This window comes from Vibrio sp. Vb1166 (genome assembly GCF_033338695.1).
Lineage (GTDB): Bacteria > Pseudomonadota > Gammaproteobacteria > Enterobacterales > Vibrionaceae > Vibrio > Vibrio alginolyticus.
The window spans coordinates 166,676-185,110 of sequence record NZ_JAWOTE010000001.1 but is presented as its reverse complement, the minus strand read 5'-3'; the positions used below and the strand labels follow the sequence as shown (position 1 = coordinate 185,110).

Annotated in this window: 15 protein-coding genes; 5 read left to right on the top strand and 10 right to left on the bottom strand. The window is 45.9% G+C overall.

Features of this window, described 5'->3' with window-relative positions; translation table 11 throughout:
* Nucleotides 1–63 precede the first annotated feature (63 nt).
* Nucleotides 64–1,626: a methyl-accepting chemotaxis protein gene (locus R7E51_RS00680; protein ID WP_017819900.1), complete on the top strand. Its 1,563-nt coding sequence runs from the start codon at nt 64–66 to the stop codon at nt 1,624–1,626.
* Between the two features lie 141 nt (nt 1,627–1,767).
* On the opposite strand, the gene tkt is transcribed toward R7E51_RS00680, so the two are convergent.
* Together tkt and tal are read right to left on the bottom strand one after the other, a co-directional pair.
* Nucleotides 1,768–3,759: a transketolase gene (tkt, locus tag R7E51_RS00675; RefSeq protein ID WP_005373489.1), complete on the bottom strand. Its 1,992-nt coding sequence runs from the start codon at nt 3,757–3,759 to the stop codon at nt 1,768–1,770.
* A 125-nt stretch (nt 3,760–3,884) separates the two neighbouring features.
* Nucleotides 3,885–4,835 (bottom strand): transaldolase, encoded by a 951-nt coding sequence (tal, locus tag R7E51_RS00670; RefSeq protein ID WP_206957483.1) that lies wholly within the window; start codon nt 4,833–4,835, stop codon nt 3,885–3,887.
* Nucleotides 4,836–5,301: 466 nt separating this feature from the next.
* Here tal and R7E51_RS00665 point away from each other — a divergent pair, with 466 nt between their 5' ends.
* The gene (locus R7E51_RS00665; RefSeq protein WP_005387670.1) at nt 5,302–6,303 is read left to right on the top strand and encodes a sugar-binding transcriptional regulator; all 1,002 of its coding nucleotides are present in this window, start codon (nt 5,302–5,304) and stop codon (nt 6,301–6,303) included.
* A 165-nt stretch (nt 6,304–6,468) separates the two neighbouring features.
* On the opposite strand, the gene R7E51_RS00660 is transcribed toward R7E51_RS00665, so the two are convergent.
* From R7E51_RS00660 to moeA, 5 genes are all read right to left on the bottom strand, one after another.
* Nucleotides 6,469–7,299, bottom strand: coding sequence for a sulfurtransferase (locus R7E51_RS00660; RefSeq protein WP_206957484.1), 831 nt, complete (start codon nt 7,297–7,299; stop codon nt 6,469–6,471).
* A 140-nt stretch (nt 7,300–7,439) separates the two neighbouring features.
* The gene (locus tag R7E51_RS00655; RefSeq protein WP_054701851.1) at nt 7,440–7,934 is read right to left on the bottom strand and encodes a hypothetical protein; all 495 of its coding nucleotides are present in this window, start codon (nt 7,932–7,934) and stop codon (nt 7,440–7,442) included.
* A gap of 12 nt (nt 7,935–7,946) precedes the next feature.
* Nucleotides 7,947–10,052, bottom strand: a complete 2,106-nt coding sequence (locus R7E51_RS00650) for an LruC domain-containing protein (protein WP_171342605.1) — start codon at nt 10,050–10,052, stop codon at nt 7,947–7,949.
* A gap of 175 nt (nt 10,053–10,227) precedes the next feature.
* Complete coding sequence (gene moeB, locus R7E51_RS00645) at nt 10,228–10,977, bottom strand: molybdopterin-synthase adenylyltransferase MoeB (protein WP_171342604.1); 750 nt, start codon at nt 10,975–10,977, stop codon at nt 10,228–10,230.
* 9 nt (nt 10,978–10,986) lie between these two features.
* Complete coding sequence (gene moeA / locus R7E51_RS00640; RefSeq protein WP_171342603.1) at nt 10,987–12,222, bottom strand: molybdopterin molybdotransferase MoeA; 1,236 nt, start codon at nt 12,220–12,222, stop codon at nt 10,987–10,989.
* A gap of 287 nt (nt 12,223–12,509) precedes the next feature.
* On the opposite strand from moeA, the gene folE reads away from it, so the two are divergent.
* The gene (gene folE, locus R7E51_RS00635) at nt 12,510–13,163 is read left to right on the top strand and encodes a GTP cyclohydrolase I FolE (protein WP_005373478.1); all 654 of its coding nucleotides are present in this window, start codon (nt 12,510–12,512) and stop codon (nt 13,161–13,163) included.
* 45 nt (nt 13,164–13,208) lie between these two features.
* Here the strand turns inward: folE and R7E51_RS00630 are convergent, their stop codons facing one another.
* Nucleotides 13,209–14,156, bottom strand: coding sequence for a TDT family transporter (locus R7E51_RS00630; RefSeq protein ID WP_017819907.1), 948 nt, complete (start codon nt 14,154–14,156; stop codon nt 13,209–13,211).
* A gap of 261 nt (nt 14,157–14,417) precedes the next feature.
* Nucleotides 14,418–15,821, bottom strand: coding sequence for a H(+)/Cl(-) exchange transporter ClcA (clcA, locus tag R7E51_RS00625; protein ID WP_005373473.1), 1,404 nt, complete (start codon nt 15,819–15,821; stop codon nt 14,418–14,420).
* Nucleotides 15,822–16,291: 470 nt separating this feature from the next.
* On the opposite strand from clcA, the gene R7E51_RS00620 reads away from it, so the two are divergent.
* Nucleotides 16,292–16,906: a hypothetical protein gene (locus R7E51_RS00620; protein ID WP_080773711.1), complete on the top strand. Its 615-nt coding sequence runs from the start codon at nt 16,292–16,294 to the stop codon at nt 16,904–16,906.
* Here R7E51_RS00620 and R7E51_RS00615 read toward each other — a convergent pair.
* The gene (locus tag R7E51_RS00615) at nt 16,887–17,300 is read right to left on the bottom strand and encodes a helix-turn-helix domain-containing protein (protein ID WP_005373470.1); all 414 of its coding nucleotides are present in this window, start codon (nt 17,298–17,300) and stop codon (nt 16,887–16,889) included. The genes R7E51_RS00620 and R7E51_RS00615 overlap by 20 nt on opposite strands.
* A 95-nt stretch (nt 17,301–17,395) precedes the next feature.
* Here R7E51_RS00615 and R7E51_RS00610 point away from each other — a divergent pair, with 95 nt between their 5' ends.
* Nucleotides 17,396–18,304, top strand: a complete 909-nt coding sequence (locus R7E51_RS00610) for an aldo/keto reductase (protein WP_206957486.1) — start codon at nt 17,396–17,398, stop codon at nt 18,302–18,304.
* The last annotated feature ends 131 nt before the right edge of the window (nt 18,305–18,435 follow it).

Sequence of the window (18,435 nt, the reverse complement as noted above, 5' to 3'; positions counted from 1 at the left end):
ATAAAAATAAAAATCCTGTATATATCTTGCCGAAAATCAATAAAAACTAAAGAAGTTTCGTCTATGTCAGCCAATATTTCTCATAAAGCTCAAGAAACTCTCGTGAGGGAGTCTGAGGAACTCGTCTCAACAACGAACTTACAAGGTGTTATTACATATTGTAATGAAGCCTTTTGCCGCGTTGCTGAATACACTCACGAAGAACTTGTCGGTCAGAACCACAATATAGTTCGTCATAATGATATGCCTAAAGCCGCTTTCGGTGATATGTGGGCACGCCTTAAACAAGGTAAAGCCTGGCGTGGAATGGTTAAGAATGCCACTAAGTCTGGCGGTTACTATTGGGTTGATGCTTATGTCACCCCTATCTACGAAGACAACCATGTTGTTGGGTATCAATCAGTGCGCGTGAAACCAAAGCGAGAGTGGGTTGATATTGCGACAAAAGCCTACAAAAGCATGCGTGCTGCAGAGAAGTCTGGTCGAACTTGGTCGTTGAAAATCAATGAAACCATTCGCTATGCGATTCTACTTGGTGCACTAACCGCACCTGCAACCGCATATGCGTTGTCTGTTGAAGGGCCGTTGGCTTGGCTTGCAAGTGCGTTACCTGCAAGTGTTCTGGCTCTGTTATTCCGCCAAGAGTTAATTGATACACCTCAGCAACTTAAAAAGTTACAAAAGCAATATGACAGCGTAAGTCGCTTGATCTATTCCGGTAACACGGCATTTTCGATTGCCGATTTCCATATCAAAATGCTATCCGCAAGAATTCGAACCGTGTTAGGAAGGATGACTGACTCCGCATTGCCTTTGCAGCATTGCGCCGAAGAGCTTAGTCAAACAACGGCAGAAGTCTCGGCTGCATTAAATCAGCAAAATACCGATATTCATCGTGTGCGAGATGCTACCCAAGAGGTGGAGTCGTCGGCAAATTCGGTTTCTTCGAGTACCAATGATGCCCATATGTTGATTGATGATACATTGAAGTCATGCTTGATGGCGAAGGAGACCATCGATCAAACGCACACCAATCTAGCGAAGTTAAGCCTTCAAGCTGAAAAAGCGACGGAAACGACGTATCAACTGAGTGATCAGGCGCAGAAGGTGAACCATTTGATGGAAGAGATTGGTGGGATCGCAGAGCAAACCAATTTACTGGCACTCAACGCGGCGATTGAAGCGGCAAGAGCAGGGGAGCAAGGTCGTGGTTTTGCTGTTGTAGCTGATGAGGTCCGCGCGCTTTCTGGGCGAACATCCAATGCAACTGAACAAATCCAAGCCTCTATCTCCACTATGTTGGCAACGATTCAAAGTTGGCAGAAAGATATTCTGGCAAACAAAGAGCAAACCGATGCCTGTTCTCAAGTAGCAGAACAAAGCGCGTTGCGTTTGTCTGAAGTTGAACAGATGATGCAAACCATGAGTGGGCTGATGGTTGATGTAGCAGAAGCGGCGAATAACCAGTTAAAGCTATCTAGTGATGTAAACCAGCACATTCATTCTATTGCTTCGACCGCAGAACAAAACTTGGCAGCAACACATTCAGTTGAGCAAAATAGCCGACAGTTGAAAGACCAAGTACAAGATTTCTATCAGCTCGCACTTCGATTTGAAGACAAATAGTCGTAACGAAAGTTGTGATGTTTATGTCCTGGCTGCGTTTATGCGAATAGGAGCCAGATAAAAGAAAGCCCCGCCATTGCTGGTGGGGCTTTTCAGTTTTCACATTCGCAATAGAGAAAACTGACTATCTTTTTACTGCAATTACGCGAGTAGCTCTTTTGCTGTGTTCACTACGTTTTCAGTCGTGAAACCAAACATTTTGAATAGTTCGCCGGCTGGTGCAGATTCACCGAATGAAGTCATACCAATGATGCGACCGTCGAAACCTACGTACTTGTACCAGAAGTCAGCAATACCTGCTTCAATTGCGATACGTGCTGTTACGTCTGATGGCAGTACAGATTCACGGTAAGCGGCGTCTTGTTTGTCAAATGCATCTGTTGATGGCATTGAAACAACGCGTACTTTCTTACCTTCAGTAGTTAGCTGTGCTGCTGCTTCTACTGCTAGTTCAACTTCAGAACCTGTTGCGATAAGGATTAGCTCTGGCTTGCCTTCGCAATCTTTCAGAATGTAAGCACCTTTCGCGATGTCTGCTACTTGTTCTGCTGTGCGCTCTTGTTGCGCAAGGTTTTGACGAGAGAAGATAAGTGCTGTCGGTGCATCTTTACGTTCAATCGCTAGTTTCCAAGCTACAGCGGACTCAACTTGGTCACATGGACGCCATGTGCTCATGTTTGGTGTTAGGCGTAGCGATGCCATTTGCTCAACTGGTTGGTGAGTTGGACCATCTTCGCCAAGACCGATAGAGTCATGCGTGTACACTTGGATGTTCTGAATTTTCATCAGCGCAGCCATACGCATTGCGTTACGTGCGTACTCCATGAACATTAGGAATGTTGCGCCGTAAGGAACGAAACCACCGTGTAGCGCGATACCGTTCATGATCGCTGTCATACCGAATTCACGCACGCCGTAGTGGATGTAGTTACCAGAGAAGTCGCTTGCTTCTAGAGACTTAGAACCAGACCACATTGTTAGGTTAGAAGGTGCTAGGTCAGCAGAGCCACCCATGAACTCTGGTAGTAGAGCACCAAATGCTTCTAGAGCATTTTGAGACGCTTTACGTGATGCAATGTTTGCTGGGTTAGCTTGAAGATCAGCAATGATTTGGCTTGCTTTCTCTTCCCACTGTGCAGGAAGCTCACCGTTTACGCGGCGTTTAAATTCAGCTGCCAGCTCAGGGTACGCTGCTTCATAAGCTGCAAATTTCTCGTTCCACGCTGCTTCCTTAGCTGCGCCTGTTTCTTTCGCTGACCATTCTGCGTAGACTTCTTGCGGAATTTCAAAAGGACCGTGCTCCCAACCTAGTTCTTTGCGTGTTGCTGCGATTTCTTCTGCACCTAATGGCGCACCGTGACAATCGTGTGAACCAGATTTGTTTGGTGAACCAAAACCGATGATAGTCTTAGTACAGATAAGTGTAGGACGTGGATCCGCTTTCGCTGCTTCAATTGCTGCGTTGATTGCGTCAGCATCGTGACCGTCTACTGCTGGAATTACGTGCCAGCCGTAAGCTTCGAAACGTTTAGGTGTATCGTCAGAGAACCAACCTTCAACGTGACCGTCGATAGAGATGCCGTTGTCATCCCAGAATGCGATCAGCTTGCCTAGACCAAGAGTACCTGCAAGAGAACATGCCTCGTGCGAAATACCTTCCATCAGACAGCCGTCGCCCATGAACACGTAAGTGAAGTGGTCAACGATGTCGTGGCCTTCTTTGTTGAATTGCGCTGCTAGCGCTTTTTCAGCTAGAGCCATACCAACCGCGTTAGTGATGCCTTGACCTAGCGGACCCGTTGTGGTCTCGATACCTGGCGCGTAACCATACTCTGGGTGACCAGGAGTTTTAGAGTGAAGCTGACGGAAGTTTTTCAGATCGTCGATAGACAACTCGTAACCTGCAAGGTGCAGTAGAGAGTAAATCAGCATTGAGCCGTGGCCGTTAGACAGTACGAAACGGTCGCGGTCTGCCCACTCAGGGTTTGATGGGTTGTGGTTTAGATGAGAGCGCCAAAGAACTTCAGCGATGTCAGCCATACCCATAGGTGCACCTGGGTGACCAGAGTTAGCTTGTTGAACACCATCCATGCTTAGCGCACGGATTGCATTTGCTAGATGTTTACGATCCATAGTGATTACTTCTCGATATTTGATTTAAATAGAGGGAACTCGCCGAAACAAGTTCAAATAGAATTTTTTGAAAATAGTGTTGATGGTAAAAGCGAGTAGACGGGCTACTCGCTTTTGGTAAGCAATTAAAGCTTAGCTTCGATCATCGCTTCTAGTTTGCCTTGGTCAACGGCGAAGTTGCGGATACCTTCAGCCAGCTTCTCAACAGCCATTGGGTCTTGGTTATGTTCCCATAGGAACTCAGCGTGAGTCATTGGTGCTGGACGCTCAGCTGCGCCTTTAGAATCAACTAGTTTCTCAACTACTTCACCTTCAGCTGCTTCTAGTTCTGCAAGTAGAGCAGGAGCGATAGTTAGACGGTCACAACCAGCTAGTTCTAAGATCTCACCGATGTTACGGAAGCTTGCGCCCATAACTACAGTTTTGTAGCCGTATTCTTTGTAGTAGTTGTAGATCTTAGTTACAGATAGTACGCCTGGATCTTCTTGAGCTTCGAAGTCACGGCCTTCTTTCGCTTTGTACCAGTCCATGATACGACCAACGAATGGCGAGATTAGGAATACACCCGCTTCTGCACAAGCACGTGCTTGAGCGAACGAGAATAGAAGCGTTAGGTTACAGTTGATGCCTTCTTTTTCTAGGATCTCAGCTGCGCGAATGCCTTCCCAAGTTGAAGCCAGTTTGATAAGGATACGGTCGTTAGCGATGCCAGCATCGTTGTACATTTTCACTAGTTGACGAGCTTTCGCTACGCTGCCTTCCATATCGTAAGATAGACGAGCGTCTACTTCTGTAGAGATACGACCTGGGATAGTTTTTAGGATTTCTTTACCGATGTTTACTGCAAGCATGTCACAAGTATCTTGAACTTGTTGAGCTTTGTCGTTGCTCTGTGCTTTAGCGTATTCGATTGAAGCATCGATTAGAGGTGCGTACTCTGCGATTTGAGCGGCTTTAAGGATAAGAGAAGGGTTAGTTGTTGCGTCTTCTGGCTGATACTTTTTAATTGCATCAATTTCGCCAGTGTCTGCTACTACAGTCGTTAGTTTACGAAGTTGCTCTAACTTGTTGCTCATAATCGATCATCCTATTTAAATGGGCTTAAGCGTGATTTTTGTTATCACAGCTTGTGCATTTGCAAGCGAGTTAGCTAACCGTCTCATCGCATTTAATGAGACATCTGCTCAGCCAACTACGGAAAATTTCGTTACCGAACAAATGCTATGAACATTTGATCGATAGCTGAGTAAATGATGTGTCCATATTTATCCTATCTATGCTGAAAGTCAATCGCTGAAATGGACTTATAGTGAACTTCATCAACGTTTTTTTACTGTGTGTTTAGTGGTTAACCCAAATAAACGTTTGCCCTTATTGTTCAAAGCTTGAGCGTTGTCCAAGAGGGTAAAAAATTGTAGTGAGAAAATGTTATTGCGATGAGCAAATGTAGCGTTTAAATTGATAAAGAACATATGCTAAGTCAATGAGCATATGTTCACTTATTGCATACAATATCGATCCTCTTAAAGGGCGAGAGAAACCATGAGCAGTTCTAATCAAGATATTTCCATTGAAAACACGGATTTGTTGACAGAGATTTCCGTCGCGTATTATCAAGACGGTGCGACTCAGGAAGAGATATCGAGAAAATTTGCCATATCACGCGCAAAGGTCGGGCGAATGCTCAAGCAGGCGCGTGATGAAGGCATTGTTGAAATTACCGTTAAATACCATCCGGTGTTCAGCGCCAAGATCGAACAACGTTTGATCGAGCGATTCGGCGTTAAGCGCGCGCTTGTTGCTCTTGATCAACCGAATGAAGAAGCGCAACGACTACAGGTATCGGGATTGGTGTCCAATTATCTCACTAGCACGCTCAAAAACGGCATGGTGGTGACGGTCGGACAAGGGCGCAACGTATCGTCCGTCGCTCACCATATAGGTGTTATTACGCCGCGTGACTGTAAATTTGTGTGTGGCATTGGTGGTATTCACCCGCGTGGCGGTATGTATAACGCCGACCATATTTGTCGTCAGTTGGCGAAGAAGTATGGGGGAACCTCTGAAACCCTTTATGCGCCGGCATACGCAGAAAATAGAGAACAGAAGTTGGCCTTCATGCAAAATGCAACCGTGAAACAAACGCTCGACCTAGCGCGTAAAGCCGATGTCGCTTTGGTTGGTATTGGTGACATGAGCGAAAACAGTTACATGGTCGACTTAGGTTGGTTTACGCCTGATGAAGTGGTTCAGTCGAGACTTCAACAAGGTGTGGTAGGGGATTTTGCAGGTTATGACTTCTTTGATATTCACGGTAATGTAGCGAACACGGTAATGAGTGACCGAGTAATTGGACTTGGTATTGAAGAGTTTCGGCCGATCTCGGAAGTTATTGCGATCGCAGCTGAGAACAGCAAGCCACTCGCTCTACTCGGAGCATTAAGAACTGGAGCGATAGACGTGATCGCCACGAGCGTTAGCAACGCATTAACCGTGCTCAACTTAGATGAGCAAATGCACGGTAACGCGACATCTGAACGCTAACGGAAATAGTCGGCTTTTGATGTAGTCAGGCTATGAGGAGGGACAAATCACTCATAGCCAGTTTCTATTTCGAAATGACAAGTTTGGTTTAGAAGCTGCGTTTAGTTTATTGGAACACATCATCTTTAGATAAACGTAAGATACTTTGTTAAACAGACACTTGTCTTAACACTCGATAGGTAGAGAGTGGTCTGCACCCCATTCGGTCCAAGAACCGTCGTACACCGACAGGTTGTCCAGACCAATTTGATACGCCGCGAGTAATAAAATGCATGCGGTTACACCGGAACCGCAACTAAAAATAATCGAATTGTCACTATCTATCGTTAGTGCGCTAAATATCTGTTGCAACTCTGAATTTGGTTTAATGTGACCGTTGGTCAAGAGTTCTTGAAACGGTAAGCAAACCGAATTTGGAATGTGCCCACTACGTAGACCTTCTCGTGGCTCAGGCACTTCACCAAGGAATCGTGCTTTGGCTCTGGCATCGATGATGTTGGCACTTTTATTGGTTGAATGAGCAAGAACATCTTGTGCACTCAAAAAGGCATTTTGGTTGAGCTTACCTGCAAAGTTACCTTCTTCGCTTGGTTGCGATAGGGTACTTTCAACAGGGAGTCCGGCTTCAACCCAAGCGGGATGGCCGCCGTTTAAGACTCGAACATTATCATGTCCCATAGCTTTGAACATCCACCAAGCTCTTGGCGCGGCTAAAGTGCCAGAGTTGTCGTAAACCACAATCAAATCTTCGTTGTTCAAACCGAGTTGTAGCGCACTTTGGTTGAAGCCTTCTTCTGTTGGCATCATATGCGGCAGAGAAGAACCGGGTAAGCAAAAGTCATTGTCGTAATCAAAGCGTAAAGTATTTGGAATCCACTTATCTTGAATCTTTTTGCCTTCAGAAGGGATTTGAAACGCAATACTAGCGTCGAGGAGCTTGACGTTAGGTTGGCCGAGAAGGCTATTGAGTTCATCAGTACTAATCAGTGCTTGCATTGTCTTTAGTTTGCTAGGTGGATAATCTTACTGTTTTACAACAAAAAAATCGCATGTTCAAAAGAACGATACGATTTTTAAGCTTGAGATTGAAGATTTATGATGAAAGGTCGCTTTCGCTATGCCTTCAATCTATCTAGTTACATGGTCCAAGTGTTGTCTCCAGAAGTAATCACTTTCTGAATTGGGTCACTGCCGTCATAGAACCAAATTTCAACAAGTAGGCTACCTTGGCTATCAGAAACATTAAAGTCGACGTTTGCTGTACCGTTGTTGAGTGGAACCGATGCGACTTTGCTTGGATATTTTGCATCGTAGTTACCTGAACTGTTCTCGACAAACTCTTTGTACACGCTTAGGTGTGCACGTTGTGAAGAGAAACCACTGATGTCTACATTGAGCGTACCCTCCGTCACTGGGTTGTAGCTAAAGCCATCCGGTACTACTAGGTCCTGCATGGTTGCATTTTCTACAGTTACGGTAGTCTCTTCTACGGTTATTTCTTCCTGCTGGGTTGTGTCTTCCTCTGCAACGGTGGTTTGGGTTGGTGAAGGTGGTGTACTGTTACCACCTCCGCCGCCACCGCCACAAGCTGTTAGTGCTAATCCCATGATGATTGTGATAAGTGCTTTCATAATGTTATCTCCCTATGGAATGTAGCATTTGTTAGGTGTTGGAGCGGTGTGCCAATCTGTGCTTAGTTCGCCACCAGACTCAGCCCAAGTTTGGAATTGAGGGTATGCATCGACCATGTCTACTCGCTCTAGCGGCCAATCCCAATCTTCTACTATCAACAGTGCCCAAGGTAAGTTGTTTGCTGTTTTGAAGTACACACCTTGCGCAGGGTCACTTGCATCGACGCCGACACCGAAGAGGTTTTGGTCATCAAACTGTTCTGTTGGTGCTTGGTCTGCTAAGTGAACTTCCCATTTACGACCTGGTTGGAAGGTAATCCCATCGCCATGGTAAGTCCCCGGCGTTGCGAAGATGAACGGGTCGTATGGCATGGCTTGAATCGCAGAACGGTCAGAGCCTTCAGTGAAGTACACATTCAAGGTAAAGGTGAGTGAGACGTTATCATCACAGCCAGACTCTGTGCGGAAGTAGCTACAGCTGCTCGCCGCGTGTGTGCTTAAGTCTTCACTGATGATGAAAATGGCTTCATCAGAAATACTTTCCAAGCCATTAGATGCTTGCTCTACACCATTGAAGGATAGCGTTGTTAATCCGTTTTCAATCGAGCTTCTCAATACACCCGGTAATCGGATTGCGAAGCCATTTTTGTAACTTGCGCCGTAAGCCGCTAGGTCACCAGTAATTTGAATATTCTCAACATGCCCCGCAAGACTGGTTTCTGTGATGCGGAATTTCACGACCACATCGTTCATGTCGTAGTCTGCGGTGTATGGCCAGTTATCTTCGTAAGCGACGGTGGCGTAATCTTCTGCACTCGGGAAATATTCCACTGAGTAGCCATTACCGGTGATGGTAATTGGGTAATCTTCCACCTCACCAGACGTTGAGCCACCATCGTAGTTTAATCCGGTTTGTTGGCTAAAGCGGAATCGACTCCAGCTAGAACCCTCTGTTGCGGCTGTTGAGACTACAAACGGTAGAGGGTTATTACCCGCAGACAGTAATTGGTCGGTAAAGACTTGTTCGCCTTCATCATCAAAGTCACCATCGCGGTTCCAGTCAAACCATGCTGATAGGTAGCCGGAAGTAGAAGCTGTCACATTCACAATTGAGCTTAAGCCTGGATCAAGTGCGGATACAAAACCAACACCATCTTCATCGGCTGTGCCCACAGAGTTGTCGTTTGCTTGACCGTCGGCATCACCATCAGGAGCGACTGAACCAAGCCAAGTTACACCGTCGACTTCGTGGCGAGGACCGTTTGACGCAAGTGTTGTGTGGTAGCTGTCTGGAGCATCACCGAAATCAATTGGCTCGTCTTCGTTAATCACTGGAGCGTTTGCACAACGTGCGCCATCATTTTGGCTTGAGCTTGGACCGTTGGATACAAACTCAACCGCAGGAACGATACCTGCTGCGATATTGGCTGCGTTACCTTCCGAAAGGTCAACGCGATAGATTTTGCCATCTTGGTTACGTGACACGTAGTAGTTGCCGTTTACATCGAAGTAGCCAGCACCAAATGTGCCTTTCTCACCTGTGTCACCTATCGCAGTTGCGCTACCATTTGATGGGTTGAACTGATATAGCACACCAGAGTTGTTGTCGATGCCGTAAAGGGAGCCATCACCTGGATGGAATGCAAAGTCGGTTAGGTTCACAGTCGCTGTTGAGCTGATTTTCACGATGCTCAATGTCGCATTTGGATCAGAATCGAGCGGAGAAAGGTCAATGGAGAAAAGTCCTTTGCCTTTGCGGTACAAGTAGTAGACGTGGTTGTAAACGTCACCTACGTAAAACGTGTGGTCGGTAGGAAGACCCGAAACATCAAGTGTCTCTGCTTGGAAGTCTTGACCAAGACGAACAATCTTTTTGTTTGTGGTGTCGTAGCCGTAGATATAACGGTCAGTGAAGTTAAAGCCTACACCGTTGATGCCCGAAGCCAAACCTGTGTCGTCCTCTAAAAGAGTCGTAGAACCTGTAACCAAATTGACGCCATAGATTTGAACCGGGGTTGATTGGAACAGGTATGCTTTGCTTGGGCATGTGTCAAATGGCGCCGCTTGTGCATAAGCGCTCGCTATTAGAGACCCAAGTAGTAGTGATGTCCTTTTCATAATTCGCCCTCTCATTGGTTCGTGATATATGCAATGAAAGGAATGTGCCAACTTTTAAGTTGTTGAATTTTATTGGGTTAATATTTGTAAGAAGAAGGGTTTTAAATCTGATTGTCAAAATGAGAAAAAGCCCAGCATCGAGTTGGGCTTTTTGGGAATGATTAGAGGTTTAGAACTAGCTACAAACCGGACAGGTGGGCATTTTCATCAGATTCATTTCTCGCCAAGACATGCTGAGCGCGTCCAAAATCAGAATTTTGCCTTTCTTTGGTTGGCCGTAATCAGCAATCACTTTAATCGCTTCCATCGCTTGTACTGCGCCAACAATACCCACAACAGGCGCCATGACTCCGGCTTCGACACAACTTAGCGCATCGCTGCCGAAGAGGGCACTTAAGCACTGGTAACATGGTTGCGCTGGATCATCGTAAGTAAACACACTCACTTGGCCTTCCATACGAATGGCCGCGCCTGAAATCAGCGGTGTTTTGGTCGCAAAACATAGGCGGTTAAGTTGATTGCGCGTATCGACGTTATCTGATGCATCGACAACAATAGTGTGCTGTTCGATCAAGCTTTTTAGCTCTGTATCATCAAGACGCTTTGCGATGGTATCTACAATGATGTGCGGGTTAAGCTCGCGTAGTGCATCGGCCGCTGATTCTACCTTCTTACGACCAATATCCGCATCGTGATGCAGTACTTGGCGCTGAAGGTTAGACAACTCGACGATATCATCATCAATCAGCGTGATTTTACCGACACCAGCCGTCGCCAAATATTGGCTTGATGCGCAGCCTAAACCGCCAGCACCAAGCATCAATACCGATGCTTGTTTGAGTGCTTCTTGTCCTTCAAAGTCAAACTGACGAAGAATGATTTGGCGGTTGTAACGCAGCATTTCCTGATCGGAAAGAATATCCACAACGTCTTCCTAGTAAAGGGTTGAGTTGAATAGTTGAACCTGAACCGTTTCGCCCACTTCAACTCGGCCGCGCTCACGTTCCAAGACAACAAAACAGTTCGCTAGGCTCATTGAGCGGAATGCACCAGAGCTTTGGTTACCGGTTGTTTCAACCACAAACTTGCCATCTTCCAATGTGTAGATACCACGTTGGTAATCGGTACGACCTGGTGCTTTCTTAAAGGCGGTTTTGGTTGTTGCTGGAATAGACTCGGGTGCTTTCCATTCGGTATGGCCTGCAAGTTTTGCCAGCATTGGTTGAACAAGCACGTACATAGTGAGCACGGCAGAAACCGGGTTCCCCGGCAGACCACAGAACCAAGCAGTGCTTAGCTTACCAAACGCGAAAGGTTTACCCGGCTTGATTGCTAGCTTCCAGAAACCGATTTCACCAAGCTCTTCAAGAATGTCTTTGGTGTAATCCGCTTCGCCTACACTGACACCGCCGGAGGTCACAACCACATCTGCCAATGTTTGCGCTTGTTCAAAGGTTGCTTTTAGAGTCTCTGGGCAATCTGGAATGATGCCAAGATCAACGGCTTCACAACCGAAGTTCTCGATAAGTGGTTTAATACCGTAACGGTTGCTGTCGTAGATCTGACCTTCGTCTAGCGGCTCGCCCAGTGGTTTAAGTTCATCACCAGTAGAGAAGAACGCAACTTTTGGCTTACGTACTACTGTCACATGGCTAACACCAAGCGACGCAATCATCGGAATATCGCGAGGTGTTAAACGTGCACCTTTTGCCAGCACGATGTCGCCTTGCTTGATGTCGTCACCTGTTGGGCGGATGTTGTTTTGTGGCTTCACGTCGGTTCGGTTGAACTGAATGCCAGCATCTGTTACTTCAGTGTTTTCTTGCATGATAACGGCATCACAACCCTGTGGGATTTTTGCGCCAGTCATGATGCGAACACAGGTACCTTGAGGCCATTCACCTTCAAAAGGTTGTCCTGCAAATGATTTACCTGCCAGAGGCAATACAGAAGATGACTCAAGATCTTGAATGCGAATAGCGTAGCCATCCATTGCTGAGTTGTCGAATGGCGGTACGTGGATAGGAGACAAGATATCTTCTGCCAGTACAAAACCGAGTGCTTCAGCAAGTGGAAGAGAAAGCGTTGTTTGGATAGGTTTGATTCGCGATAGCATTTTGTCCATCGCTTCTTCAATTGGCATCAAGCCAGGTGCGTCGCAGCAGCCCATTGAGAAAATCCTGTGTTCTTTTGTTTTGTGGCAACTTTACCATAAAAGGGGACTGAGTAAGAATGTCCACCTATAAAATATGGGTGTAATTATTCAAAAATCCGAGTATCCTTGTCAGCCATCCAAAAGGGGTAAAAAACCTGCGGAGCTCAAGAAAATCAGCTCAGTACCTTCATCTGATGTGACTTGGTGTAAAGACACGAACTGAGCAACTCAAAGCGAAAAGTATGAATGCAATTTTGATTGGGTTTGTACGAAGGCTGAAGTAAAACAAAAGAGGAAGTGGAATGTCAGGTCTTAGCGAGTCAGCGAAGTTAGTAAAAGAAGCGCTAGAGCAACGCGGTTTGGAAACGCCAATGCGTCCAAACAACGTAAGTCGTGAAGAGAAGAAAGAGAAGATCGAACACCACATGCGTGAGATCTTAGGTCTACTTCAACTTGACCTTACCGACGATAGCCTAGAAGAAACCCCTCACCGCATTGCTAAGATGTACGTTGACGAAATCTTCTCTGGTCTGGATTACTCCAACTTTCCTAAAATCACAGTGATTGAGAACAAGATGAACGTGAGCGAGATGGTTCGCGTGAAGGACATCACCGTAACCAGTACTTGTGAACACCACCTTGTGACCATTGATGGCAAGGCCGCTGTGGCTTACATTCCACGTGGAAAGATCATTGGCCTGTCAAAGATCAACCGTATCGTTCGCTTCTTTGCTCAGCGTCCACAAGTACAAGAGCGTATGACTCAGCAGATTCTTGTTGCACTTCAAACGCTGCTTGAGTCCGATGATGTGGCAGTGACGATTGACGCAACACACTACTGCGTGAAATCTCGCGGTGTGATGGATGCAACTAGCGAAACGACAACAACTGCATTGGGTGGCATCTTCAAGAGCAACCCAGCAACGCGTGCCGAGTTTCTGCACGGTTTACGCTAGGTAACTAAGCAAGTTTCTAAGAGGATGGCAAACGCCATCCTTTTTTTATACTTGTTTAGAAAATGACTTCATGATTTCTGGCCAATACATTTTGACGTAACCTGCCGATACCCAAACAACCAATACAGTCGCGATACTGAGCTCTAGAAAACCAAAGTCGTGTAGCCAGTGCCAGTGAGGGTGCGATTCGGCAAAAAAAGAGGTTAAGCGATGCATTGCGATGGCGCTGATCACGGAAGGAAAGGTTACTGCCGCGATAGAAGGTTGAAACTTCAAGCGAAGTAAGCGGAAGTAACATAAGTAGATCAATAACGTCATAGTGATGGCGATCCCGGCCAATGCGCCTGTCAGTATCGGATCAGGTAAGGGAAAGTTCACCAAGTATGCTGCTAATGACAAGTTTACCGGCGCGGCCATAATCGCGAGGGTCGGTCTTGCTCGCCTTGGTAGAGAGCCGAAAAACACCAAACGATACAACACGAGTGGCAGCATGAAGAAATAAATGCCGATGCACATCATCGCTAACGTTTCGGAGAATAAGTTGTGACCTAGTTGAGAACCGGCTAGTGAACTACTGATCAGCCCCACCGGATAAAGAAACCAACTCGGTACGATATTGGACATTTTGAAGTTCATTAGCTGAAAGCTAAAAAACAGCACCATCATAGTAAAATGCAGCAAAAGCGCCATAAACCAAAGTGGATAAGCGATGATAGGCGCTACAGCGGCAAGATAATCTGCAAGGATCAGTAACGCCATACTCATTGGTGCCATTAAACTACCACTCAGCGGGTGACGAATGTCGACCATGAATAATCGTGGATTAGCGGCATATTTTATGAGTACAGGGGCGAGTAAAAGTGCGCCGAGTGACGCCAAAAATGGGCGTATCGGTTCACCAATCTCAGGAACATAGAGTGCCCAAGCTTGCCCTAAACCTATCATACCTAGTGCCAACGCGGCTTGAGACGGCGGGACACTATAAAACTGCACAAGTCTTCTCCAGTTCAAATCTACTCCATTTGATTTTTGCCTGAATGAAACAAAACATGACGATTTGGATGAAATGCTCTATTTAAGTAGCGAATACTAACAAGTATGGAGAGGGGTTTCTCATGAAAGGTGGTGAGCAAATATCAGAGAATGATAATTTTGTGAGTTTGGTATCGAATATTTGGGAAAAGATGTAAAAATGCAGAGTTTATCGCTCCAAACCCTTCGATAGTCTGGAGCGAAGTGATAACAAAGAGAATGTTATGTTGATTGATTCTCCGGTAGATCCTGCTGGCGTAACTTTTCGTTTTTGATTGTGCGATGCAGCAGCTGGCTGTAAATAGGTTGTCCACCCAACAATTGAGCAATAATCACAGCGCCCAAACAAGTAATGATCAATGGCAGGATTAAGTAGTAGTTATTCGTCATTTCAATCACTAACAGAATACCAGTAATCGGTGCACGTACCGTTGCAGCAAACAGGGCACCCATGCCCGCAATCGCAAATACACCAGGCTCGATATCAAGCGCAGGGAGCAAGACATCAGCACTTGCTCCGAACGCATAACCAAATAAGGTTCCCAGAGCAAGCATAGGTGCAAAGATGCCTCCCGGCGCACCAGAACCAAAACAGAGCAGGGTTGTAATTACACGACCAAAGAAAAGCAAAACTAAAATGGATACCGAGTAGTTACCGTTAGTAATGTCAGGAATAAGGCCGATACCACCACCAGTTAGTTGGGGTACGTACAAAAGAAGCAAGCCAAACACGCCTCCCAGTAACGAACCTACAATCAAGTAGCGCTTACGATCGTTTTTGTGAATTGCGACAAAACTGTCTTGTGCCACGGTAATCAGTTTATTGAAGATCACGCCAAACACGCCAAACAATGCGCCAAGCAATAAAAACAGCCATAGGGTTTGAAGCTCTGGCGACTGGTATTGCGGCATAGTGATAACGGCGTCTTGCCCGTTGATGGCGCGAAACACTATGTTCGCCATAATGGCAGAAATGATCACTGCGCGAATTGAGATCAAAGAGTAGCGAAACTGAGGTCGCATTTCCTCCACAACGAACATAATGCCTGCGAGCGGGGCATTAAAGGCCGCAGCCAAACCACCAGCAGCACCAGACGCGAGCAGGGAGTGGCGGGTATCGTCATCCTTTACCCGGAATATATCGGTCACCATTCGACCTACAGCACCACCCATTTGAACGGTTGGGCCTTCACGACCAAGCACCATACCTGAGCCAAGTGCGCCCATGCCGCCGAAGAATTTTACTGGTAGAACTCGCCACCAGCGCACTGGACGAATATTATCCATTGCCCCTTCGATTTCAGGAATACCAGAACCTGCCGCTTCTGGCGCAAAGCGGTGCACAAGAAAATAGCCAATAAAAGCTAAAAGTGCGCTAATGAGAACCGCTGCCAGCCACAACGGTAGAACATTACCAATTTCGCTTCTTAACCATTCTGTTCGTGTTTCAGAAACGAAATGAACGGCAAGCTCGAAATACGTACCGACAAAACCAGCCAACGTACCCACAATGGCGGCCATAATGAGAACAGAAAATGGTGTTGACCCTCGAGAGACAAACTGGTTAATCGCATCTTTCGGTACGTGCGCCAACACAGATTTCACAATTCTCTCGCGTTTGGTCATTAAAAAGCTCTCCTGTTGCTGGGGGAAGGGACGAAAGAAAGTATACGCTTCGCAGAGTCTAGACCTAATCAATAAAGATGCAATTTAGCTTTTCACTATTGAGTGTTCGAAGTGTCGCGATATTATTCATTCACTCAGATTGTGCTATTGCTCTCATAATTTAGGATAAAAAACTTGTTTTTTGAGAAAAATGAACCATGCTTTAATTGTAAAGCAACATGACTGCTTCAGAAGGAGGGATGTGAGGTTTTACACACAATTTGGATGGATTCAAACCCTACGGTAAGTCCTCGTTTTATGTTCGGGATGCATCAATAGACATCGCCGATTCGCACACTCACGATTGAGTAACGAGGTAGAGGCGCACGAACATGTGCGCCTTCTTAATTTCTGCGTTATAACTTTCATCACCATAACTTTCATCGCCACCTGCCACTATTTTTCTCTTGAACATTTTCTTGCAGTTAGTAATGTCTTGGTTCGATGTCAACCAACTAGAGCAGTGCATGCGCTTTTATCTTCGACTCTTACTTTCTTTATGTTGTTGTTCGGTAACGTTTCCGGCACTTTCAACGCCGAGCTGGTGGCAAGACACGTTGTCAGCAATGCCATATTCCAATTTAAAAGAACGTATAGAAAAAAGTGGAAGCTGGTATGGTTGCGAAGTGCAGTTGCGAGACAACTCAACGTTTATCAGCGCATTTTGTTTGGATGATTTTTCGTACTACCAGCAGCACTTGTATGGTGAAGTGATTTTGAGAAGAGAAAGTGCTCAGTTCTCGTTTCTCACTGAATACGAGTGGCAGCGTCTGAATGACTTACTTCTCAACTTAAGAAAGGATGGGTTAGTTTTACGCAGAGTTACTATCGGACAAGAACACTATGATGTCGTTGAAGCTCTGGAAAAGAAATCTTCCGAACTTGTCGATAAAGAAGTTGTTTTGTTGATGAACCGCTATCCACAAGAAACGATTCGAAGTTTGCTTTGGGTAAAACCGGACGAGTTTCTGACGCCATCACCGTCCTTAAATGTGCAATTGCGCAGTGATGGCGAAATTATCGAGGTCAAAGTGACTCGTTTTTAGATTCTTTATGGAGAGATAGGAAGGTCGCCATTGCAGACTCATCCAAAAAACCATCCGATTTTTTGTGAGCGCGCAGGTATTGATAGCCTGCAATTAGCTTGCGGTGTATCTCTTCTGCATCGTCTGACAACGGCTGATTCATAACGTGTTGAAAGGCAAGTTTGTACGCATCCATATCCACGACTTCAGCACGGCGATATAAATAACCACATCCCGTTGCTAACCATTCGAGAGAGCAATTGGCGCGCATTGCAATTTGATTTGCTTTGGTTAGGCTAGGTTCACTGCCTTTAAGGTATTTGCGTATTAAAGCTTCAGACACATCGACGCGTCGAGCGAACCCGCTGATGCTTTCTTCTCCGATCAGGGTGGCTAGGCGTTGGGCAAAAGACATATTTCGTACTCCAGTTCGAATTGCGAAAGTTTACCCGTTGAGCCGGTACGAAAACAAGACTACGATGAATGCAGATCAATTGAAGGAGAAAACCCATGGTTGCAAAAGTAGTAACTGCACCAAAAGGCCCAGAGTTCTCAGAGCTGGTTCAAGGATATTGGCGTGCAGTTGAGTGGGGAATGACGGCTCAAGAGCGTTTGTCATTTCTTAAGCAACACATTGAGTTAGGCATTACGACAGTCGATAACGCCGACATCTACGGTAATTACGAGTGTGAGGCGTTGTTTGGTGAAGCGTTAGCTTTAGACAAGAGTGTTCGTGAGCAAATTCAGATCGTGACGAAATGCGACATCAATTTGTGTGGCGATAAAACGCCAGAGCGTAAGATCAATCACTACGACACGAGCTCAGCACATATCTACCAATCGGTGAATAACTCGCTAGAACGTTTGAATGTGGATGAAATCGACGTACTTTTAATTCATCGTCCTGACGTGTTAATGGATGCAGACGAGGTTGCAGAAGCATTTTCTGAGCTTCACAAAGTCGGCAAAGTGAAGCACTTTGGCGTGTCTAACTTCACTCCACGCCAGTTTGAACTGCTGCAATCTCGCTTAGGTAAGCCGTTGGTTACTAACCAAGTGGAAATCAACCCACTTAACTTTGAGGTTGCTCACGATGGAACGCTTGATCAAATGCAAATGTTGCGCACGCGACCAATGGCTTGGTCTTGCCTCGGTGGTGGTTCAATTTTTAGTGGTGACAGTGAGCAAGCTGTTCGTGTCCGTAACGAATTAGAAGCAATTCGTGAAGAAGTGGGCGCAGCGAGTATTGATCAAGTAATTTATGCCTGGGTACGTCGTTTGCCATCTAACCCTATTCCAATCATTGGCTCTGGTAAAATCGAGCGTGTGCAAACTGCAGTTAATGCATTGAACATCGAACTTACTCGAGAGCAATGGTATCGCGTATGGGTGGCTTCTAAAGGCCATGGTGTGCCATAGAATTGATATCTTATCGATGAAATTATTATTAAAGGCATCCTCTAGCAGGGTGCCTTTTTAGTTTTAGCGCGTTACTGTTTACCCATTATGGAAATGGAAAGAATGAAATTCGAGCAAAAATGGGCTTTGGA